Genomic DNA, 20,930 nt, shown 5'->3' with positions numbered 1-20,930 from the left:
GGTCAGCATCCATCGGCTGCGCCCGCAGCAAGCGAGCGTGCCGGATTGCACAGCCGGACCTGTCCCCCCATGAACACCGACACCCGCAGCGGACGGTCGCTGCTGGTGGCGCTGACCACATACTGGATGGGCGTGGTCGCGCTGGTGGGGGCGGTGCAGGTCTCGCCCAGTCCGGTGGACGCATTGCTGGTCGGTCGCCCGATCGCGTTGAAGCAGGTGACGGCCGGGCCGGTGAGGCTGACCTTGTTCTGCCGGGCATTGGAAGAGGCCAGGATGAAGTGCTGGTCGGAGAGCGTCTCGCCCGCCATCAGGGGCAGGGCCTGTGCAAACCAGCGGCTGCCATCGTCGGTGGCGGTGGCGTTGAGTTCCGGGGTGGCATTCGTCAGCGCGAACACGGTCTGCCGGTTGCGCCGCAGCGCCTCCGACTGTGCCAGGCGCAGGTCGTTGCCCAGCTGTTCGGCCACGGCGCGCACACGCGCATTGGCGGTCCACGTGGTCAGCAGCGGAGCCCCCATCGACAGCAGGATGGCCATCAGCGCGAGCGTGACCATCAGCTCGACCAGCGTAAACCCCCTGGGGTTCAGGTTCAGCATGTCTGGCCCTTGCGGCCGATCCAGCAGGGATGGCCGCCGCTGGGTACGCTGCCCCAGCCGGAGGGCAGGGCGAGCGTGCGCTGCGTGCCGTGGTGATCGACCGCGAACGTGAACCCGGCGGTGGTCTGGCTGCCGGTGGCGGTGATCGTGTAGGTTTCAGCGGTCGGTGCCGTGGTGCAGGCGATGGCAAACATGCCGACCGTCAGCGCCGTGGCACAGGGGCCACCGGTGTAGGCGCGCTGGTTCAGGTAGTGCTGCTCCATCGCAGCCCGCGCGTCGGCGAGGGCCTGCGTGGCGTCGGTGATCTGGCTGCGCAGCACGTGCTCGCGGTAGTTCGGCACTGCGGCGGCGGCCAGGATCGCGACCAGAGCGACCGCGACCATCAGTTCGATCAGCGTGAAGCCCCGGGGGCTGCAGCGAGGCGAGGGGCGAGGGAAGGCTGGCACGGACGGCGTTTCCACAGGGTCAGGGTGACGGGCTTCACTGGAATATGCCGGCCCTGGCGCAGGGGTAGCCGGCGATAAGTCCGGGCTTCCGGACGCATTCCTTGTGGCGCGGCACCGAGGCAAGCGGCGGCAACCGCTACAATCTCACGCACCATGGCCGATCCCACCCCCACCCAAGTCCGCGATTTCATTGCCGCCGGCCTGTCCTGCGAGCACCTGGAAGTCGAAGGCGACGGCCGCCATTTCTTCGCGACCATCGTGTCGAGCCAGTTCGAAGGCAAGCTGCGCGTGGCCCGCCACCAGCTCGTCTACGCCGCGCTCGGCGAGCGCATGCGCGAAGAGATCCATGCGCTGTCGATGAAGACGCTCACCCCCGCCGAATGGGCCAAGGCCGGCACCACGCCGACCAGCCCCGTCACCCACCACCATTGACCACCGCGCGCGGCCCCAGGCTGCGGCGCGGGCGTGTGCATGCCGGCCCCGGTGTGCGACAGGCCAGCCCGCACCGCGGCATGAGCCCCTCGCCACAGCACACGCAACCCCATGGACAAGCTCCTGATTCGCGGCGGCCGCACCCTCCAGGGTGAGGTCACGATCTCCGGCGCCAAGAACGCCGCCCTGCCGGAGCTGTGCGCGACGCTGCTGACGGCCGAGCCGGTTACGCTGGCCAATGTGCCCAGCCTGAAGGACGTCTCGACGACGCTGAAGGTGCTCGCGCAGCTCGGCGCCACGTCGCAGCGCAGCGCGGACCAGCCCGACGTGGTGACGGTCGATGCCTCGAACATCACCTCCACCGAGGCGACCTACGACCTCGTGAAGACGATGCGGGCGTCGATCCTCGTGCTCGGGCCGTTGCTGGCGCGCTTCGGCGTGGCGCGCGTCTCGCTGCCGGGCGGCTGCGCGATCGGTTCGCGGCCGGTGGACCAGCACATCAAGGGCCTGCGCGCGATGGGCGCCGAGATCCGCGTCGAGCACGGCTACATCCACGCCACTGCCACGCCGCGCCTGAAGGGCGCGCGCATCACCACCGACATGGTCACCGTCACCGGCACTGAGAACCTGCTGATGGCCGCGACGCTGGCCGAGGGTGAGACGGTGCTGGAAAACGCGGCGCAGGAACCCGAGATCACCGACCTCGTCGACCTGCTGGTGTCGATGGGCGCCCAGATCGAAGGCCGCGGCACCAGCCGCCTGCGCATCACCGGCGTCGAGCGCCTGCACGCGCCCAAGGTGCCGCACCAGATCATCCCGGACCGCATCGAGGCCGGCACCTTCCTGTGCGCCGTGGCGGCGGCGGGCGGTGAGGTCACGCTGCGCCGTGCGGACGCGAGCCACCTGGACGCCGTCATCACCAAGCTGCGCGAAGCCGGCGTCACGGTCGAGGCCGGCGCCGACTGGATCCGCGTGCAGATGAGCGCTCGGCCGAAGGCGGTCAGCTTCCGCACCAGCGAGCACCCGCTGTTCCCGACCGACATGCAGGCGCAGTTCATGGCCGTGAACTGCATCGCCGAGGGCGTGGCGCGGGTGACCGAGACCATCTTCGAGAACCGCTTCATGCACGTCAACGAGCTGGTGCGCCTGGGCGCGCACATCGCCGTGGACGGCCACACCGCCATCGTCGAAGGCATCGCCCGCCTGTCGGGCGCCACCGTGATGGCCACCGACCTGCGGGCCTCGGCCTCGCTGGTGATCGCCGGCCTCGTCGCCGACGGCACGACCACCGTGGACCGCATCTACCACCTCGACCGCGGCTACGACGCGATGGAAGTCAAACTGCGCGCCATTGGCGCCGACATCGAAAGGGTCTCGGCATGAACGGGATGCTCACGCTGGCGCTGTCCAAGGGCCGGATCTTCGAGGAAACGCTGCCGCTGCTGGCGGCGGCCGGCATCGAGGTGCTGGAAGACCCCGAGAAGTCCCGCAAGCTGATCCTGCCGACGAACCGGCCGGATGTGCAGGTCGTGCTGGTGCGCGCCACCGACGTGCCGACCTATGTGCAATACGGCGGCGCGGACCTCGGCGTGGCGGGCAAGGACATCCTCATCGAGCACGGCGGCCAGGGCCTGTACCAGCCGCTGGACCTGAACATCGCCAAGTGCCGCATGAGCGTGGCCGTGCGTGAAGGTTTCGACTATGCCGCCGCGGTGAAGCAGGGCTCGCGCATCCGCGTGGCGACCAAGTACACCGCCATCGCCCGCCAGCACTTCGCCGACAAGGGCGTCCACGTCGATCTCATCAAGCTGTACGGCTCGATGGAACTCGCGCCGCTGACCGGGCTGGCCGACGCCATCGTCGATCTGGTCTCCACCGGCAAGACGCTGGTGGCAAACCACCTCGTCGAGGTCGAGCCGTTCATGCAGATCTCGTCGCGCCTGGTCGTCAACCAGGCGGCGCTCAAGCTCAAGCGCGACCAGCTCCGCCCGCTGATCGACGCCTTCGCCTCCGCCATTCCCAAAGACTGACCGTCCCGCAACCCCAGAAAGACCCGCCATGTCCCCCGTCGCCATCCGCCACCTGAACACCGCCGCGCCCGAATTCGAAGCCGAGTTCCAGCGCGTGCTGCACTGGTCGGCGGAGACGGACCATGCGATCGAGGAGCGGGTCGCGGCCATCCTGCAGGACGTGCAGCAGCGCGGCGACGCGGCGGTGATCGAGTACACCAACCGCTTCGACGGCATGCAGGCCGAGTCGATGGCGGCGCTGGAGCTGACCCGCGAGGAGCTGAAAACCGCGTTCGAGGCCATCACGCCCGCGCAGCGCCACGCGCTCGAAGCTGCCGCGCAGCGCGTGCGCAGCTACCACGAGCGGCAGTTGCAGGCCTGCGGCCTGTCGTGGAGCTACCGCGACGAGGACGGCACGCTGCTCGGCCAGAAGGTCACGCCGCTGGACCGTGTGGGCATCTACGTGCCCGGCGGCAAGGCGGCGTATCCGTCGTCGGTGCTGATGAACGCGATCCCGGCGCATGTCGCGGGCGTCGGCGAGATCATCATGGTCGTGCCGACGCCGAAGGGCGAGAAGAACGCGCTGGTGCTGGCCGCCGCCTACGTGGCCGGCGTGAGCCGTGCGTTCACGATTGGCGGCGCGCAGGCCGTTGGCGCGCTGGCCCATGGGACGGCGACGGTGCCGCGTGTGGACAAGATCACCGGCCCCGGCAACGCCTACGTCGCCAGCGCCAAGCGCCGTGTCTTCGGGCAGGTCGGCATCGACATGATTGCCGGCCCGAGCGAGATCCTCGTGCTGGCCGACGGCACGACGCCGCCCGACTGGGTCGCGATGGACCTGTTCAGCCAGGCCGAGCATGACGAGCTGGCGCAGTCGATCCTGCTGTGCCCGGACGCGGACTACATCGCCAAGGTGCAGGCCGAGATCGACCGCCTGATCGACGGCATGCCGCGCCGGGACGTGATCCGCGCCTCGCTGGAAGGGCGGGGGGCGCTGATCCTGACGAAGGACATGGAAGAGGCCTGCGCGATCAGCAACCGCATCGCGCCGGAGCATCTCGAAGTCAGCTCGTCCGACCCGCACCGCTGGGAGCCGCTGCTGCGCCACGCCGGGGCGATCTTCCTGGGGGCGTACACGAGCGAATCGCTGGGCGACTACTGCGCCGGCCCGAACCACGTCCTGCCCACGTCAGGCACGGCGCGCTTCTCGTCGCCGCTGGGCGTCTACGACTTCCAGAAGCGCTCCAGCCTGATCGAGGTCAGCGAGCAGGGCGCGCAGACGCTGGGCGTGATCGCGGCCGAGCTGGCCTATGGCGAGGGGCTGCAGGCGCATGCGCTGGCCGCCGAGTTCCGCCTGAAACGTGCTGACTGAACCCATCGCCATCGGATCGACCCCATGAACAATCGACTGTCCCAGACCCTGCGCGCCGATGTCCAGGGCATGCACGCCTACGCCGTCCAGCCCAGCGCCGGCTTCATCAAGCTCGACGCGATGGAAAACCCCTTCCAGCTCCCGCCCGCGCTGCAGGCCGAACTGGGCCAACGCCTCGGCGCGGTCGCGATCAACCGCTATCCGGGTGGCCGGATCGACGCGCTGAAGTCCGCGCTGGCCGAGCACATCGCCATGCCCGAGGGCTGCACGCTGATGCTGGGCAACGGCTCGGACGAGCTGATCTCGCTGCTGGCGCTGGCCTGCGATGTGCCGGGGGCGACCATCCTCGCGCCGGTGCCGGGCTTCGTGATGTACGCGATGTCGGCGCAGTTGCAGGGCCTGAACTTCGTCGGCGTGCCGCTGACCGCCGACTTTGAACTCGACGAGGCCGCGATGCTGGCCGCGATCGCGCAGCACCGCCCGGCCATCACCTACCTCGCCTACCCGAACAACCCGACCGCCAACCTGTTCGACGACGCCGTGATCGAGAAGATCGTGGCCGCCGTCGGCGCGCAGAACGGGCTGGTCGTGTTCGACGAGGCGTATCAGCCGTTTTCGTCGCGCTCGTGGATGGCGCGCGCCGGCGAGTTCGACCACGTGCTGGTGATGCGCACGCTGAGCAAGTTCGGTCTGGCCGGCATCCGGCTCGGCTACATGGTCGGGCCGGCCGCGCTGATCGCCGAGATCGACAAGGTGCGCCCGCCGTACAACGTCAGCGTGCTGAACGCCGAGGCCGCGTTGTTCGCGCTGGAGCACGCCGACGAATACGCCCGCCAGGCCGCCGTGCTGCGCACTGAGCGCGAGCGGCTGCAGGCGGCGCTGGCCGGCATTCCCGGCGTGCAGGCGTGGCCGAGCGAGGCGAACATGGTCCTCGTGCGCGTGGCCGACGCGAAGGCGACGTTCGAGGGCATGAAGCAGCGCGGCGTGCTCATCAAGCATGTCGCGGCGCTGCACCCGCTGCTGGACAACTGCCTGCGCCTGACGGTCGGCACGCCGGAAGAAAATACCCGCATGGTCGACGCGCTGCGGGCGTCGGTCTGAAGATGAGCCCCATGAACAGCATGAGCACTCCAAGCGTCAGCCCTGACTTCACCCCTCGGATCGCCGAGATCCAGCGCAACACCAACGAGACCAAGATCCGTGTGCGGGTCAACCTCGACGGCACCGGCACCTCCAAGCTCGCCACCGGCATCGGCTTCTTCGACCACATGCTCGACCAGATCGCCCGCCACGGCCTGATCGACCTGGAGATCGAGGCCGACGGCGACCTGCACATCGACGGCCACCACACGGTCGAAGACGTGGGCATCACGCTCGGCATGGCGGTGGCCAAGGCGGTGGGCGACAAGAAGGGCCTGACGCGCTACGGGCACAGCTACGTGCCGCTGGATGAAGCGCTGTCGCGGGTCGTGATCGACTTCTCCGGGCGCCCGGGGCTGGAGATGGACGTCAAGTTCACCTCCGGGATGATCGGTGCGCTCGACACCCAGTTGGTCTACGAGTTCTTCCAGGGCTTCGTCAACCACGCGCTGGTCAGCCTGCACATCGACAACCTCAAGGGCCACAACGCCCACCACCAGTGCGAGACGATGTTCAAGGCCTTCGGCCGCGCAGTGCGCATGGCGATCACGCCCGATCCGCGCTCGGCCGGGGTGATTCCCTCGACGAAGGGGTGCCTGTGATGGCCCGGACGGTTGCAGTCGTCGATTACGGCATGGGCAACCTGCGCTCGGTGTCGCAGGCAGTGCTGCACGTCGCGCAGGACTCCGGGCTTGAGGTGGTCGTCACGTCGCGGCCCGACGAAGTCCGGGCCGCCGAGCGCGTCGTGCTGCCGGGGCAGGGCGCGATGCGTGACTGCATGCGCGAGCTGCACGACTCGGGGCTAAAGGATGCTGTGCTCGAAGCCGCCGCGACGAAGCCGCTGATGGGCGTGTGCGTCGGGATGCAGATGCTGCTCGACCACTCGGAGGAGCAGGACACGCCGGGTCTCGGCCTGATCCCAGGTCGCGTGAAACGCTTCCAGCTCGAAGGTCGCCTGCAGCCCGACGGCAGCCGCTTCAAGGTGCCGCAGATGGGCTGGAACCGCGTGCGCCAGATCGCCCACGAAGGGGTGGTGCATCCGGTCTGGGCGGGGGTGCCGGACGGGGCGTGGTTCTACTTCGTCCACAGCTACTACACGACGCCGGACGACCTGCGCCACGCCGCGGGCGAGACCGACTACGGCGCTCCGTTCACCTGCGCCGTGGCCCGCGACAACATTTTTGCCACCCAGTTTCACCCCGAGAAGAGCGCCGACCACGGTCTGGCGCTGTACCGCAATTTCCTTGGTTGGAAGCCCTGACATGCTGCTGATTCCGGCAATCGACCTCAAAGACGGTCAATGCGTGCGCCTCAAACAAGGCGACATGAACGACTCCACCACCTTCGGCGCGGACCCCTCGGTGGTCGCCCGCCGCTGGCTCGATGCCGGCGGCCGACGCCTGCACCTGGTGGACCTGAACGGCGCCTTCGCCGGGAAGCCGGTCAACGCCGGGGCGATCCAGTCCATCCTGGCCGAGGTGGACGGCACCATCCCCGTGCAGCTCGGCGGCGGCATCCGCGACCTCGACACCATCGAGCGCTACCTCGATGCCGGCATCACCTACGTCATCATCGGCACGGCCGCGGTGAAGAATCCCGGTTTCCTGCGCGACGCCTGCACCGCCTTCCCCGGCCACATCATCGTCGGCCTGGACGCCAAGGACGGCATGGTCGCCACCGACGGCTGGAGCAAGCTCAGCGGCCATGAAGTCGTCGACCTGGCGAAGAAGTTCGAGGGCTACGGGGTGGAGAGCATCATCTACACCGACATCGGCCGCGACGGCATGCTCACCGGCATCAACATCGAGGCCACCGTGAAGCTCGCGCAGGCGCTGACGATTCCGGTGATCGCCTCGGGCGGGCTGTCGAACATCGCCGACATCGAGGCGCTGTGCGCGGTGGAGGCGGAAGGTGTGACGGGGGTGATCTGCGGCCGGTCGATCTACACCGGCGATCTGGACTTCGCGGCGGGCCAGCGGCTCGCCGACGAGCGCAACGGCGCGGGCGTCTGATGCTCGCCAAACGCATCATCCCTTGCCTCGACGTGACCGGCGGCCGGGTCGTCAAGGGCGTCAACTTCGTCGGTCTGCGCGATGCGGGTGATCCGGTGGACATCGCCGCCCGCTACAACGACCAGGGCGCCGACGAGCTGACCTTCCTCGACATCACAGCCACCAGCGACGGCCGCGACCTGATCCTGCACATCATCGAGGCGGTGGCGTCGCAGGTGTTCATCCCGCTGACGGTGGGCGGCGGCGTGCGCACGGTGGCGGACGTGCGCCGGCTGCTCAACGCGGGCGCGGACAAGGTCAGCTTCAACTCGGCGGCGGTGGCCAATCCGCAGGTGATCCGCGACGCCTCGGACAAGTACGGCGCGCAGTGCATCGTCGTGGCGATCGACGCCAAGAAGCGTGTCGGCGAAGACCTGGCGAGCAAGGGCCCCGGCTGGGATGTCTACACCCACGGTGGGCGCAAGAACATGCACCTCGACGCGGTGGCCTGGGCGCGGCAGATGGCCGAGATGGGCGCGGGCGAGATCCTGCTGACCAGCATGGACCGCGACGGCACCAAGATCGGCTTCGACCTGGCGCTGACGCGCGCGGTGGCGGACGCGGTGCCGGTGCCGGTGATCGCCTCGGGCGGTGTCGGCAACCTCGACCATCTGGCCGACGGTGTGCAGCAGGGTGGGGCGGATGCCGTGCTGGCCGCCAGCATCTTCCACTACGGCGAGCACACGGTCGGCGAGGCCAAGCGGCTGATGGCGGCGCGGGGGATTCCGGTGCGGATCTGACGGGCGTCTTCCAGGCTCGCCATCGACAGGGTCAGGTTTCGCCCACCAGCTTGCACGTGATGCGGTAGCCCGCCCGCGCCAAGCGCTGTCGCTCCGGCTGGCCGCTGATGCGGACCAGTGGCCAGCCGCGTGCCCGCAGCAAGCGGTTGAAGCGGTGCAGGTCCGCTTCGGCACCCGACCGGGCCGAGCGCCAGGTGATGGACAGGCTGATCGACACACCGTCGCCGTTCTGCACGAAATGGGGAGCCTTCACCGGCACCAGTACCGCATCGCCGGGGGTCAGGGTCACGGGGTCCATCTGGTCGCGGAAGGCCTCGTCCCAGGCGAGGTTGCGGTGGCCGCCGGCATGGAACGTTTCACTCTGCGTGGGCGGGACCAGCACCGGATCGCCGGCCGGGAAGAGGTTCATCACCTTGCGGCCCTCGATCTGCAGCAGGATGTTGTGCTCCGGGTCCATGTGGAACGGCGTGACACTGCCGGGTGAGCTGAGGAAGAGGAAGGCCTCGCGGCGCACCATCGGCCCGGTCACCGGCATCACCAGCGGCGCCAGTTCGGCCAGCACGCTGTCCAGCAAGGCGCCGTAGGCGGGGTCGCGCTCGATGTTCTTCAGCACGATCCAGCTCCTGTTCTCGTCGATCGAGCGGATCGTCTCGGCGGCTGACAGCCCGTTGGCCGGAGTGTCGTGCGGGTCGAGGCCAACGGGCAGCGTGCCGAGGTTGTATTCCATCGACGCCTCGGGCAGGCGGGTGGCCAGAGCGGCCAATGCATCGCGCGTGAGCAAGGGATGGCCCAGCAACTGGTGGAGCAGCCTGGCATGGCGGTCGGGGTAGGCCTGCTGGATGGCCTGGAGCGCCGTGGTCGGAAAGACCGGCGTGGCAGCGGAGGCGGTGCCGGTGGGAGTCATGGTGTGATCCTGCGCTTAAGTCTCTGGAATCCGGCCTCCAGGACCGAGAGCGTGGGCAGCACCAGACGCCCGGCCGCGCCGCGTATCCCGCCATGTCGCAAGGCCACGCGGTAGTGGGCGATGGTCCGCCGCTCGCCCCAGAGGCTGTCGATCATGGGGTGGTCGGGTGCGGCGCAGCTGTCCATCCAGGGCGCCACGCGGTCGTCCAGTACCCGTGTGAGGTTGAACTGCTCGATCAGCACGCCCGGCGAATAGCGGGCGAAGGCGGGGTCGACGGCGATCTTGAACGAGAAGGCGCCGTCCGGGCCGACAAAGTTGAGCAGCATCGCGATGGTGCGGTCGCCGCAGTCCAGCCGCAGCAGATCCAGGGTGCCGCTCGCCATGGCCGCCGCGCAGCCGGTCCGGAAAAATGCAGTGTCCGCGGGGCTGGAGGCCAGTGCGGTGCCGCGCTCGCCCTTCCAGCCCGCGCGCTCGACCGCGAGAAAGGTGTCGATCCACTCGGGCAGTTCGGCAGCGTCGCGCAAGACACGGGTCTGCACCGGACCTTCGTCGCCCAGACGGGTCATCAGGCGGCGCAGCTCCTTGCGCTTCTTGGCGCGGACCTGTTGCTCCCAATAGGCCTTGGCATCCAGCGCGCTGTGCAGCAGCGCCCGCTGGGAACGCCCGACCTCCTGCAGGCGCCGTCCTTGTCGGGCACAGACCCGCGCCAGTGCCTGCGCCGCGGGGCCGTCCGCCGCGATGCGGCGCAGGTGCAGGAAGTGGCCGGACCAGGGCGCCGCATCCAGTGCAGCCAGCACAGCTTCCCAGCCGGCGTCTTCGTGGCCTTTGCGCAGCAAGGGGGCGCCGTAGAAGCCGTGGCGGTGAATCCAGTTGGCGCAATGGGCGGCCGGGAAGCGGCTGTGGCGCTGGCCGACCGTGACTGGCAGCAGGGCGATCGGCACGCCGTCCAGGCGGGGCTCGATGCAGTGGACCGTTTCCTCCCGCAGGTGCTCCAGCGCCGGCTGCAGCAGCATGGGCAGGTAGAAGTGGTTCGGCTCGGCACAACTGCCTGGCAGCCAATCCGTCGCAGGGGGCACACCCGCCCCAGGCCGCACTGGGGACGACGGTTCGGTGCTCGTCAGTTCTCGCCTGAACGGCTCACGTGCCAGGTGGGCCTGGCCAACCTTGGCGGCGATGCCGGCGGAACTGCAGGCGGGGGGTGGAAGAGGTGGATACAAAATGCGCCAATGCTGTGACATTGGTTACATTTTGTGGTGTTTTTAAGCTCTGTGCTGCGCCTGCGCGCGGGGAATGGGTGGGTGTTCAGCCGCTCCTAAGACACGCCCACGATGCCCCGGATGTCACACCAGCTCGTTGCGGATCGCGTAGACCGTCAGCTCCGAGTTGTTCGTCAGCCCGAGCTTCTCCAGCACCCGCGCCCGGTAGACGCTCACTGTCTTCGGGCTGAGCGACAGCTGCTCGGCGATGTCCGAGAGGCGCTTGCCGGAGGCGATCATCGTCAGCGTCTGCAGTTCGCGGTCGGAGAGCTTGTCGTGCGCAGCTTCCGGGGCTGGCGTGGTCAGGCTTTCGACCAGCATCTGCGCCATCTCGGCAGTGATGTACTTGCGGCCCTGGGCGACCATGCGCACGGCGGTGACGATCTGCGCGGTGTCGCCGCCCTTGTTGACGTAGCCGTAGGCACCGCCCCGCAGCGCACGCAGCGCGTACTGGTCCTCGGGGTACATCGACACGATCAGCACCCGGATCGGCGAGCCCTCGTCCTTGAGCGCGTGCAGCACGTCCAGCCCGCTGCGGCCGGGCATGTTGATGTCGAGCACCAGCACGTCGCAGGTGGTGGTGCGCAGCAGGTTGCGGAGTTCGCCGTATTCGCCGGCCTCGCCGACGATCTGCATGTCGGGCTGCTCGGCCAGCGTGTCGCGGATGCCGCGGCGGATCAGGGCATGGTCGTCACAGAGAATCACGCGGGTCATAGGGCGCCCCAGGTAGAAGGATCATGCGGGCTGCTGGTCAGCGGAGGGTCCGGCTCGGCATCGCCGGCGCGAGACATCTCGCCGCCCAGGTCGAGAGGCACGGAGAGTATCAGGGTCGTGCCGGTCGGCGAGCTGCTCAGGTCAATCCAGCCGCCGACGGTGTCCGCTCGTTCATGCAAGCCGCGGATTCCGAACGAATGGTCCTTGCCCAGGTCGCCATTGGCGAGTCCGCGGCCGTTGTCGCTGATCTCCAGCGACAGCACGCCGGCCGCCACGGTCAGGTCGACCTGCACCCGGGTGGCCTTGGCGTGCTTGGAGATGTTGGTCAGCGCCTCCTGGGCCGTGCGGTAGGCGACGAGCGGCACTCCGGGCGAGAGGCTGAGGTGGTCGTGGCTGGTGCGGAAGGTGGTGCGCATGCCGGTGCGGCGCTCGAAGCGCTGCGTCATCCACTGCAGCGCGGCCACCAGCCCCTGCTCCAGGATGGCGGGGCGCAGGTTGTGCATGATCCGCTGGCTGGCCTCGATGGCGTGGTTGACCGACTCCAGCGCCTGCTGCGCACGCTCGGCCATCGGGCCGTTCGGGGCATGGCGGGCGATCCAGGCCAGGTCGAACTTGACCGCGGTGAGCGAGCCGCCGACGTCGTCGTGGACCTCGCGCGCAATGGCGGCGCGCTCCATCTCGATGCTGGTCTGCAGGTGCTGGGCCAGCTCGGACAGGCGCTTGCGCGAGCGGGCAAGCTCCGCGTCGGTGCGCTGGCGGGCGCGCTGGCCCTCGCAGACCTCGACCGCGTGCAGCAGCGCCGGCACCAGGCGGTTCAGGTTGCTCTTGAGCAGGTAGTCGGAGGCACCATTGCGCATGGCCTCCACCGCGGTGTCCTCGCCGATCTCGCCCGAGACGAGGATGAAGGGCAGCAGGGTGTCGCGGTCGCGCAGCAGCTCCAGCGCGATCAGCCCGGAGAAGCCCGGCAGGTTGTAGTCCGAGATGACGGCGTCCCAGCTCTGGCCCAGGGCGGCGAGAAAGGCGCCCTCCGTGTCGACGCGGTGCATGGTGGCCTCGATGCCGCCGCGGCGCAGGTGGACCAGGACCAGCTGGTGGTCCATGTCCGAGTCTTCGAGGTGCAGGATGCGCAGGCGGCGCGGTGGAGGCGGGCGGTACATGGGGCGTCTCCTGAAAACTGGGCTGGATTTTGCGGCGTGATCCTTGCACCGCCGCTACCCGGTAGTGAGAAAAAATGAGGCAGTTGACGCATCCCCTGCCCGCAGGAAGCGTCTGGCCCCTGCCGGAGTAGCGCCTCATGCCTTTGATCCTCGCCGTCGATGACTCTGCCTCCATGCGGCAGATGGTTTCCTTCACGCTCAAGAGCGCCGGCTACCAGGTGGTGGAGGCCGTCGACGGCACCGATGCCTGGGACAAGGCCGGCAAGCAGAGCTTCGACCTCATCCTCACCGACCAGAACATGCCCCGCATGGACGGTGTCACGCTCACGCGCAAGCTGCGCGAGACCTCGCAGTACCAGTCCACGCCGATCCTCATCCTCACCACCGAGTCGGGTGACGAGATGAAACAGGCGGGTCGGGAGGCGGGGGCGACTGGTTGGCTCGTCAAGCCTTTCGACGCGATCAAGCTGCTCGAAGTCCTTCGCATGGTCATCCGCTGAACGCGGCCACTTTTCAGGCGCACTACATGTCCGATTCATACCAGGACCAGCGGGACTCCTCCAGCCGCTCCAGCGATGCGGGTCTCGATCTGCAGCAGTTCCACCAGACCTTCTTCGAGGAGGCCGCGGAAAACCTCCAGCGCATGGAGCAGCTGCTGCTCGCGCTCGACCCGACGGCCGTCGACGATGAGACCCTCAACGCCATCTTCCGCGTGGCCCATTCGATCAAGGGCGGTGCAGCCACCTTCGGATTTTCCGAAGTGGCCGAACTGTCGCACGAGATGGAGACGCTGCTGGACCGGCTGCGGCGCCATGAGCTGGCGCCGACGCCGCCCATGGTCGACGTGCTGCTGCGCGGCGGCGATGCGCTCTGGGGCCAGCTCTCGTTCCGCCAGGGGCAGTCGCCGGAGTCTCCGTCCACGCAGGCGCTGGTGGCCGACATCCGTCAGCTGGCCCGCTTGTCCAATGCCCCGACGGTGCCGGATCCGACACCGTCCGTGGCGGATGTTCCGGTCAGGAAGCCTGTTGCGGCGGGTCAGCGTGAACTGGAGGTGCGCATCGGGCCGCTGCAGCACGGCGGGGGCGCCAACCACCTGCACGAGCTGTTCGAGGAAATTCCCGGCCTGGGCGAGATGCGGCCGCTCGACTTCGGCGAGGCTGTCGACGGCATGCGCCGCTTCAGCGTGACCACCGGCTGCACCGACTCCGAGCTGCTCGACCTGTTCAGCTTCCACGTCGACCGCAAGCTGGTGCACCTGAGCGTGCTCGGTCTCGGCTACGGATTCCACGATGGCAATCCCGGCGCGCCATCGGAAGAGGTCCAGAAGGCCGTCGCCAACGCTGCGCTGGCCCCCTCGCTGCCGTCTGCTGCACCGGTCGCCCCGACGACACGGTCCGGTGGGGCGGGGGCCTCGGTGGACGCGACGACGCTGCGCGTGTCGGTGGACAAGGTCGACCAGCTCATCAACCTGGTGGGCGAGCTGGTGATCACGCAGGCCATGCTGATCCAGAGCAGCCGTGCGCTCGACCCGGTCGCGCACCAGGCGCTGCTGTCGTCGATCAGCCTGGTGGAGCGCAATTCGCGGGATCTGCAGGACGCCGTGATGTCGATCCGCATGATCCCGATGTCGGCCGTCTTCAGCCGTTTCCCGCGCATGCTGCGTGACCTGTCGGGCAAGCTGGGCAAGCAGGTCGAGCTGGTCACCATCGGCGAGGCCACCGAACTGGACAAGGGTCTGGTCGAGAAGATCACCGACCCGCTGACCCACCTGGTGCGCAACTCCTGCGACCACGGCATCGAGCTGCCCCAGGTCCGCACCCAGAGCGGCAAGACCGCGCACGGCACCATCACCCTGTCCGCCTGGCACCAGGGCGGCTCGGTCGTGATCGAGGTGCGCGACGATGGCAAGGGGCTGTCGCGCGAGAAGCTGCTGTCGAAGGCACGCGAGCGGGGTCTGCCGGCGCCGGATTCGCTGACGGACACACAGGTCTGGAACCTGATCTTCGAGCCGGGGTTCTCCACTGCGGAAGTGGTCACCGATGTCTCGGGCCGCGGGGTCGGCATGGACGTCGTGAAGAAGAACATCACCGGTCTGGGCGGGCGGGTCGAGATCGACTCGGCGCCCGGCTGCGGGATGAGCGTCAAGGTGCGCCTGCCGCTGACGCTGGCCATCATGGACGGCATGAGCATCGCAGTGCGCGACGAGGTCTACATCCTGCCGATGGCCTCGGTCGTCGAGAGTGATCTGGTCGGGCCGGACTCGATCCGCTCGCTCGGCAGTGGCGCCCGGGTGGCCAAGGTGCGCGAGGACTATCTGCCAGTGGTCGATCTGGCCGAGCTGCTGGGCTCGCCCGCGGCCGAGGGGCAGCCAGCACCCGGCATCATGGTCATCGTGGAGTCCGAGGGCTTGCGTGCGGCCCTGCTGGTCGACGAGCTGGTCGGGCAGCAGCAGGTGGTGGTGAAGAACCTGGAGACCCACTTCCGGCGCATCCCCGACGTGTCCGGTGCCACCATCCTGGGCAATGGCAAGGTGGCGCTGATCCTGGACGTGGGCACACTGGTCGGCCGGCGCTGAGCGGCCGGCCTCACGCTGCGGCCTGCCGCAGCGTCTCGCTCACCGGGCGGCGCAGCACCTCGCGCAGGCTCCACCACCCGGCGCCCAGTGCCAGCAGCGCGCCCGCCAAGGCGCCGAACAGCGGCACCCACAGCGGCGGGTTCCACTGGAACGCGAACACCTCCCGTGCCAATGCCCAGCCCACGGCGAGTGCTGCCGCCGAGGCCAGCAAGCCCGCCAGGGCGCCCACGCCGAGCAGCTCGGCCCGTTGCACCTGCCGCAGCAGCACGCTGCCGGCGCCCATCGCCCGCAGCAGCGCGAATTCCCGTGCCCGTGCCTCCCGTGTGGCACTGACGGCTGCGAACAGCACCAGCAGCCCGGCACACAGCGTGAAGCCGAACAGGAACTCCACCGCCCGGATCACCTGGTCGAGCACCCGCTGCACCTGGCCGATCTGGGCGGAGACGTCGACGTTGGTGATGTTGGGATAGTCGCGTGTCAGTGCGGCATCGAAGCCCGGTGTCTGGGGCGCCCGCAGGGCCGCGATGTAGGTCGCAGGCAGGTCCGGCATGGCGCTGCGCGGGAACATCACGAAGAAGTTCACCCGCATCGAACTCCAGTCGACCTTGCGCAGGCTGCTGATGCGGCCCTCGACCGGCACGCCGGCGATGTCGAAGCGCAGGCGGTCGCCGAGCTTCAGGCCGAGGGTCTGCGCCAGACCTTCCTCCACGCTCAGGCCGTCCGTCTCGTCGGCGGTCCACTGACCGGCCACCACCTGGTTGTGGCCGGGCAGCGCCGCGCTGTGGCTGAGGTTGAATTCGCGCTCGACCAGCCGTTGCGCGCGGGGCTCTGCGTAGCTGTTCGGGCCGACCTGCCGGCCGTTCACCGCCAGCAGCCGGCCGCGGATCATCGGGTACCAGTCGTAGCGTGCGACCCCCGCATCGGCCAGCGAGCGCTGGAAGGCCTCGCCCTGGTCTGGCTGGATGTTGATGACGAAGCGGTTCGGCGCATCCGCGGGTGTGGCTGCGCGCCAGCTGGAGATCAGGTCGGTGCGCAGCAGCACCAGCAGCATCAGCGCCATCAGCCCCAGTGCCAGCGCACTGACCTGCAGCACCGCCAGCGCCGGCCGTGCACTCAGGCTGCGCGTGGCCAGCGTCAGCCAGCGGGGTGCGCCCACCTCCGGCACCGCCCGCCGCAGCGCCTGCACCGCCAGCCATGCGCCACCGGCGAACACCGCCCAGGCAACGCCGAAACCACCGACGGCGATGAGGCCGAGCTTGGGATCCTGTGCCACCACCATCAGGAGTGCCGCGTAACCCGCGAGCCCGGCCACCAGCACCACCAGCGACGCTGCCCGCAGATCGCCCATGTCCCGTCGGATCACCCGCAGCGGCGGCACCTGCGCCAGCTGCAGCACAGGCGGCAGTCCGAACGCCACCACCAGCACCATCCCCACCGCCAGCCCGAACACGCCCGGCCACAGTCCCGGTGCCGGCAGATTCGTCTCGACCAGTCCGGCCAGCAGCACGACGAACACCTGGTGCACAGCCAGTCCGATCAGCACGCCCAGCGCACTCGCCGCCACGCCGACCAGCCCCAGCTCCAGCCCGTAGATTGCCGCGATGCGCCGCTGCGGCAGGCCGAGCACGCGCAGCATCGCGCAGGCGTCCAGGTGCCGCGCCGCGAAGCCACGCGCCGCGATGCCCACCGCCACGGCCGCCAGCAGGGCTGCCAGCACGGCCACCAGCTGCAGGAACTGCCCCGCGCGGTCCAGCGTCTGGCGCATCTCCGGGCGGGCGTTGTCCATCGACTCGATCCGGGTGCCGCGCAGGCGATCACGCTCGACCGTGGCCTCCACCCAGGCCACATAGCCGCGCACGGCGGCCAGGGCGGTGGCACGCCGGCTGTTGTCCGTCGGGACCACGGCCAGACGCCAGTTCACACGGCTGGCCGGCTGGATCAGGCCGGTGGCGGCCAGGTCGGCCTCGGCCAGCATCACCCGGGGGGCGAAGCTCATGAAGCCGGCATCCCGGTCCGGCTCGATCCGCAGCACCTGGGCAATGCGCAGTTGCGCGTCGCCCAGGTGCAGCGTGTCGCCGACCTGCACGGCCAGTGCGTCCAGCACGGCGGCATCGACCCAGACGGTGCCCGCCGCCGGGCCGCTGGTCTGCTCGCGGACCACGCCGGTGGCGCTGTCGCTGACGCCCAGCGTGCCCCGCAAGGGGTAGCCCGCGGACACCGCCTTCACCGACACCAGCTTCGAGGCACCGCCCTGCGCCTCGGGCGCGCGGGCCATGCTGGGAAAGCGCACATTGCGGGCGGACTTCAGGCCCATCTCGCGGGCGGTGCGCTCGAAGGCTTCGGGCAGCGGTTGGTCGCTGGCGATGACGGCGTCCCCGCCCAGCAGGGTCAGCGCATCGCGGGCCAGCCCGGCCTGCAGGCGGTCGGCGAAGAAGCCTACGCTGCAGATCGACGCCACGGCCAGCGCCACGGCCACCAGCATCAGCCGCAGCTCGCCCGCCCGCAAGTCGCGCAGCAGTTGCCGCCAAGCCAGTCGCAGCACGGAGGGGGGGATGTTGGCCGCTTTCGGCACGGGGGCGGACAGGACGTCTTCGGTGTTCATGGCGCCAAGGTACACCAGCCCGTGACGCCTGTCCGAACGCTGTGTGCAAAGGCACAGAATGGCGCTGGTCGAAAGCGGCGTTTCAATCGAGTCCACTATGCCCACACACTCCCTGCCCCCGCTCTACCTGTCGCACGGCTCGCCGATGATCGCCCTCGAAGACTCGCCTGCGGCGCAGTTCCTCGACCGCCTCGGCCCCGCCATCGACCGCACCTTCGGCCGTCCCCGGGCCGCCGTGGTGGTCTCGCCGCATTCGTCGACGCGGCAGCCGATGGTACTGGCAGCCGCCCGCCATGAGGCGATCCACGACTTCGGTGGGTTTCCGGCCGAGCTGTATGCCCAGCGCTACGACGCCCGCGGTGACACGCTGCTGGCCCATGCCGTGGCGCGGCGGCTGGGCGAGGCCGGCATCCCGACGCAGGCGGTGGACGCCAGCGGCCTCGACCACGGCATCTGGACGGTGATGAAACGCGCCTGGCCGGGGGCTGATGTGCCGGTCGTACCACTGACGCTGGTACCGACCTGGACGCCAGCACAGCTCTGGGCGGCGGGCCGTGCGCTGTCGGCACTGGCCGAGGACGGCGTGCTCGTCATCGGCAGTGGCGCGATGACGCACAACCTGCGGCGCTTCTTCGGCCCGCGCTCGGTGCCGGAAGGGCAGATCGAGCCGGACGTGGTCGCCTTCCAGGACTGGGTGCACGCCCGCGGCACGGCGCGCGACTGGCCCGCGCTGCTGGACTACCGCCAGCAGGCCCCCGGCGCCGCGCTGCAGCACCCGACGGACGAACACTGGCTGCCGTTCTACATCGCCGCGGGGGCCGGGGGGGAGGCGTCACCCGCCGTGGGCATCCACCGCAGTGTCGATGCGGGTGTGCTGGCGATGGACAGCTTCGCGTTCGGGCCACAGGCCGGTGTGCTGGCAGCAGCACTCGCCTGAACCCGATCCGTACCCGCTCCTGCTCAGCCCGGGTTGTCGATGTCGATGAACTGGTGTGCGAGGCCGAACTGCACGGCCAGATGTGCGCCGAGGGCCTGCACGCCGTAGCGCTCGGTGGCGTGGTGTCCGCAGGCCAGGAACGCCACGCCGGTCTCGCGGGCGATGTGGGCCTGTGGCTCGGAGATCTCGCCGGTCAGGTAGACATCGGCCCCGGCGGCGATCGCCGAGTCGAACCAGCCCTGCGCGCCGCCGGTGCACCAGGCCACGCGCTGCAGCGTGCGCCCATCGCCGGGTGCGACCACCGGGGTGCGGCCCAGCCGCGTGCCGACCCGGGCCGCAAAGGCCTCCAGCGTGCAGGCGCCGTCGTCCGGCCGACCGATCACGCCCAGGGCCTTGTCGCCGAAGGTACCTTCCGTGACCAGACCGAGATGGGCGCCGAGCTGTGCGTTGTTGCCCAGCGTGGGGTGGGCGTCCAGGGGCAGGTGGTAGGCGTAGAGGTTGATGTCGTGGCGCAGCAGCGCGGCCAGGCGCTGCTTCATCCAGCCGGTGACGCGCCCGTCCTGTCCACGCCAGAACAGGCCGTGGTGGACCAGCAGGGCGTCGGCGCCGACTGCGGCTGCGGCCTCGATCAGCGCCAGGCTGGCGGTCACGCCGCTGACGAGGCGGCGCACCTCGGCACGGCCCTCCACCTGCAAGCCGTTGGGACCATAATCCGTGAACCGGGCGGGTTCCAGGCATTGCTCCAGATGGCTGGTCAGTTCGGCTCGGTGTGCCACGTGTTCCGTCATTCATCGCTCCTTGTCCATGCGCAGGCTCTGGCTCGTATTCTCTCAAGCGGTCACGGTCGCCTTGGCCATGGTCTTCGTGCTGGCCACGCTCAAGCCGCAATGGATCGGCCCGCCGGCCGCCGCCACCGGCGCGCCGGTGCAGTTCAACATCGCCCAGGCGCCGCCGGCAGCGGCCAGCGCAGCCGGCATCCCGGCCAGCCCGGGCAGTTTCGCGCCCGCAGCACGCCGTGCCTCGCCGTCCGTGGTCAGCGTGGTCACCAGCGCGGCGGTCAACACGCGGCGCAAGTCCAAGCCCAATCCGGCCGAGCCCTGGTTCCACCGCGACTTCGGTGACCAGGACGGGCCGTCCAGTGGCACCGGTTCGGCGGTGATCGTCTCGCCCGACGGCTACCTGCTCACCAACAACCACGTGGTCGAGAACGCCGGCCAGATCGAGATCGGGCTCGCCGACGGTCGGCGCGTGGCGGCCAAGGTGGTCGGCACCGACCCGGACAGCGATCTCGCCGTGCTCAAGGTGGCCCTCACAGGCCTGCCGGCGATCACGTTCGGAGACGCGGATGCCCTGCAGGTCGGCGACATCGTGCTGGCGATCGGCAATCCGTTCAATGTGGGACAGACGGTGACCTCGGGCATCGTCAGTGCCGTCGGCCGCACCGGACTGGGCTTGAACACCTTCGAGAACTTCATCCAGACCGATGCCGCCATCAACCCGGGCAACTCCGGAGGCGCGCTGGTCGATGCCTCCGGTCAGCTGCTGGGCATCAACACGGCGATCTATTCGCGTTCGGGCGGCAGCATGGGCATCGGCTTCGCGATCCCGGTGTCCACGGCGCGGCAGGTGATGGAGGGGCTGATCACCGAGGGTGTGGTGATGCGGGGCTGGATCGGCGTGCAGCCGAGCGACCTGACGGCCGACATGGCCGAGTCCTTCAAGCTCAAGGTGGACCACGGCGTGCTGATCACGGGCGTGCTGCAGGGCGGCCCGGCCAGCGCCGCAGGCATGCAGCCCGGTGACGTCGTGCTGAAGGTGGGCGCCGTGCCAGTGGCCAGCACGGCGCAGCTGCTCAACGCGGTGGCGGCACTCAAGCCGCTGTCGCCTGCCGTCATCACCGTGCAGCGGGGCGATCAGGCGCTGGAGCTGAAGGTCAGGGTGGCGCAACGCCCCAAGGCGAAGGTGGTTGTCCGCGATCCGGCGCAGGAATGATGGATCGGGC

The 20,930-nt window shown here is 69.4% G+C and carries 21 protein-coding genes; 13 read left to right on the top strand and 8 right to left on the bottom strand.

Translation table 11 applies throughout. From position 1 onward, the window contains the following. Positions 1–2: 2 nt before the first annotated feature. A complete protein-coding gene (locus tag U5O44_RS08180) occupies positions 3–593 on the bottom strand; it encodes a pilus assembly FimT family protein (RefSeq protein ID WP_322587938.1) in 591 nt (196 codons plus the stop codon). Beyond that, positions 587–1,039 (bottom strand): type IV pilin protein, encoded by a 453-nt coding sequence (locus U5O44_RS08175; protein ID WP_322587937.1) that lies wholly within the window; start codon positions 1,037–1,039, stop codon positions 587–589. The genes U5O44_RS08180 and U5O44_RS08175 overlap by 7 nt, the downstream gene beginning before the upstream one ends. Positions 1,040–1,192: 153 nt before the next feature. Here U5O44_RS08175 and U5O44_RS08170 point away from each other — a divergent pair, with 153 nt between their 5' ends. The 9 genes from U5O44_RS08170 to hisF all read left to right on the top strand — a co-directional run bounded on the left by U5O44_RS08170 (position 1,193) and on the right by hisF (position 8,783). Next, positions 1,193–1,471, top strand: coding sequence for a BolA family protein (locus U5O44_RS08170; protein ID WP_322587936.1), 279 nt, complete (start codon positions 1,193–1,195; stop codon positions 1,469–1,471). 111 nt (positions 1,472–1,582) lie between these two features. Next, positions 1,583–2,854, top strand: coding sequence for a UDP-N-acetylglucosamine 1-carboxyvinyltransferase (murA, locus tag U5O44_RS08165; protein ID WP_322587935.1), 1,272 nt, complete (start codon positions 1,583–1,585; stop codon positions 2,852–2,854). Between the two features lie 5 nt (positions 2,855–2,859). Then, positions 2,860–3,501, top strand: a complete 642-nt coding sequence (hisG, locus tag U5O44_RS08160) for an ATP phosphoribosyltransferase (protein ID WP_322588492.1) — start codon at positions 2,860–2,862, stop codon at positions 3,499–3,501. Between the two features lie 28 nt (positions 3,502–3,529). Further along, positions 3,530–4,852, top strand: coding sequence for a histidinol dehydrogenase (hisD, locus tag U5O44_RS08155; RefSeq protein ID WP_322587934.1), 1,323 nt, complete (start codon positions 3,530–3,532; stop codon positions 4,850–4,852). A gap of 24 nt (positions 4,853–4,876) precedes the next feature. Continuing rightward, complete coding sequence (gene hisC / locus U5O44_RS08150) at positions 4,877–5,953, top strand: histidinol-phosphate transaminase (RefSeq protein ID WP_322587933.1); 1,077 nt, start codon at positions 4,877–4,879, stop codon at positions 5,951–5,953. A 20-nt stretch (positions 5,954–5,973) separates the two neighbouring features. After that, entirely contained in the window at positions 5,974–6,594 is a 621-nt protein-coding gene (gene hisB, locus U5O44_RS08145) for an imidazoleglycerol-phosphate dehydratase HisB (RefSeq protein ID WP_322587932.1), read from the top strand. Continuing rightward, positions 6,594–7,253 (top strand): imidazole glycerol phosphate synthase subunit HisH, encoded by a 660-nt coding sequence (hisH, locus tag U5O44_RS08140; protein ID WP_322587931.1) that lies wholly within the window; start codon positions 6,594–6,596, stop codon positions 7,251–7,253. Before hisB ends, hisH begins: the two co-directional genes overlap by 1 nt. Before the next feature lies 1 nt (position 7,254). Then, positions 7,255–8,004 (top strand): 1-(5-phosphoribosyl)-5-[(5-phosphoribosylamino)methylideneamino]imidazole-4-carboxamide isomerase, encoded by a 750-nt coding sequence (hisA, locus tag U5O44_RS08135; RefSeq protein WP_322587930.1) that lies wholly within the window; start codon positions 7,255–7,257, stop codon positions 8,002–8,004. Beyond that, complete coding sequence (gene hisF, locus U5O44_RS08130; RefSeq protein ID WP_322587929.1) at positions 8,004–8,783, top strand: imidazole glycerol phosphate synthase subunit HisF; 780 nt, start codon at positions 8,004–8,006, stop codon at positions 8,781–8,783. Before hisA ends, hisF begins: the two co-directional genes overlap by 1 nt. Before the next feature lie 31 nt (positions 8,784–8,814). Here the strand turns inward: hisF and U5O44_RS08125 are convergent, their stop codons facing one another. The 4 genes from U5O44_RS08125 to U5O44_RS08110 all read right to left on the bottom strand — a co-directional run bounded on the left by U5O44_RS08125 (position 8,815) and on the right by U5O44_RS08110 (position 12,814). Further along, positions 8,815–9,687, bottom strand: coding sequence for a cupin-like domain-containing protein (locus U5O44_RS08125; protein WP_322587928.1), 873 nt, complete (start codon positions 9,685–9,687; stop codon positions 8,815–8,817). Next, on the bottom strand, positions 9,684–10,700 hold the full coding sequence (locus U5O44_RS08120; RefSeq protein ID WP_322587927.1) for a GNAT family N-acetyltransferase: 1,017 nt from the start codon (positions 10,698–10,700) through the stop codon (positions 9,684–9,686). The genes U5O44_RS08125 and U5O44_RS08120 overlap by 4 nt, the downstream gene beginning before the upstream one ends. A gap of 327 nt (positions 10,701–11,027) precedes the next feature. Beyond that, complete coding sequence (locus U5O44_RS08115; protein ID WP_179634686.1) at positions 11,028–11,657, bottom strand: response regulator; 630 nt, start codon at positions 11,655–11,657, stop codon at positions 11,028–11,030. Further along, positions 11,654–12,814 carry a hybrid sensor histidine kinase/response regulator gene (locus U5O44_RS08110; protein ID WP_322587926.1) on the bottom strand — a complete coding sequence of 387 codons (1,161 nt, stop codon included), beginning with the start codon at positions 12,812–12,814 and terminating at the stop codon, positions 11,654–11,656. Before U5O44_RS08110 ends, U5O44_RS08115 begins: the two co-directional genes overlap by 4 nt. A gap of 137 nt (positions 12,815–12,951) precedes the next feature. Here U5O44_RS08110 and U5O44_RS08105 point away from each other — a divergent pair, with 137 nt between their 5' ends. Together U5O44_RS08105 and U5O44_RS08100 are read left to right on the top strand one after the other, a co-directional pair. After that, positions 12,952–13,314 (top strand): response regulator, encoded by a 363-nt coding sequence (locus tag U5O44_RS08105; RefSeq protein WP_322587925.1) that lies wholly within the window; start codon positions 12,952–12,954, stop codon positions 13,312–13,314. Positions 13,315–13,340: 26 nt separating this feature from the next. Beyond that, entirely contained in the window at positions 13,341–15,389 is a 2,049-nt protein-coding gene (locus U5O44_RS08100; protein WP_322587924.1) for a chemotaxis protein CheW, read from the top strand. A gap of 10 nt (positions 15,390–15,399) precedes the next feature. Here U5O44_RS08100 and U5O44_RS08095 read toward each other — a convergent pair whose 3' ends face one another. Continuing rightward, the gene (locus tag U5O44_RS08095) at positions 15,400–17,991 is read right to left on the bottom strand and encodes an ABC transporter permease (protein WP_322587923.1); all 2,592 of its coding nucleotides are present in this window, start codon (positions 17,989–17,991) and stop codon (positions 15,400–15,402) included. A 97-nt stretch (positions 17,992–18,088) separates the two neighbouring features. On the opposite strand from U5O44_RS08095, the gene U5O44_RS08090 reads away from it, so the two are divergent. After that, the gene (locus U5O44_RS08090) at positions 18,089–18,928 is read left to right on the top strand and encodes a DODA-type extradiol aromatic ring-opening family dioxygenase (protein WP_322587922.1); all 840 of its coding nucleotides are present in this window, start codon (positions 18,089–18,091) and stop codon (positions 18,926–18,928) included. 23 nt (positions 18,929–18,951) lie between these two features. On the opposite strand, the gene U5O44_RS08085 is transcribed toward U5O44_RS08090, so the two are convergent. Further along, on the bottom strand, positions 18,952–19,716 hold the full coding sequence (locus U5O44_RS08085; protein ID WP_322587921.1) for a Nif3-like dinuclear metal center hexameric protein: 765 nt from the start codon (positions 19,714–19,716) through the stop codon (positions 18,952–18,954). Between the two features lie 16 nt (positions 19,717–19,732). On the opposite strand from U5O44_RS08085, the gene U5O44_RS08080 reads away from it, so the two are divergent. After that, positions 19,733–20,920 (top strand): S1C family serine protease, encoded by a 1,188-nt coding sequence (locus U5O44_RS08080; RefSeq protein WP_322587920.1) that lies wholly within the window; start codon positions 19,733–19,735, stop codon positions 20,918–20,920. Positions 20,921–20,930 lie beyond the last annotated feature (10 nt).

This window comes from Sphaerotilus sp., assembly GCF_034519685.1.
Classification (GTDB): Bacteria; Pseudomonadota; Gammaproteobacteria; order Burkholderiales; family Burkholderiaceae_C; genus Sphaerotilus.
This window is presented reverse-complemented; position numbering and strand designations above follow the sequence as displayed.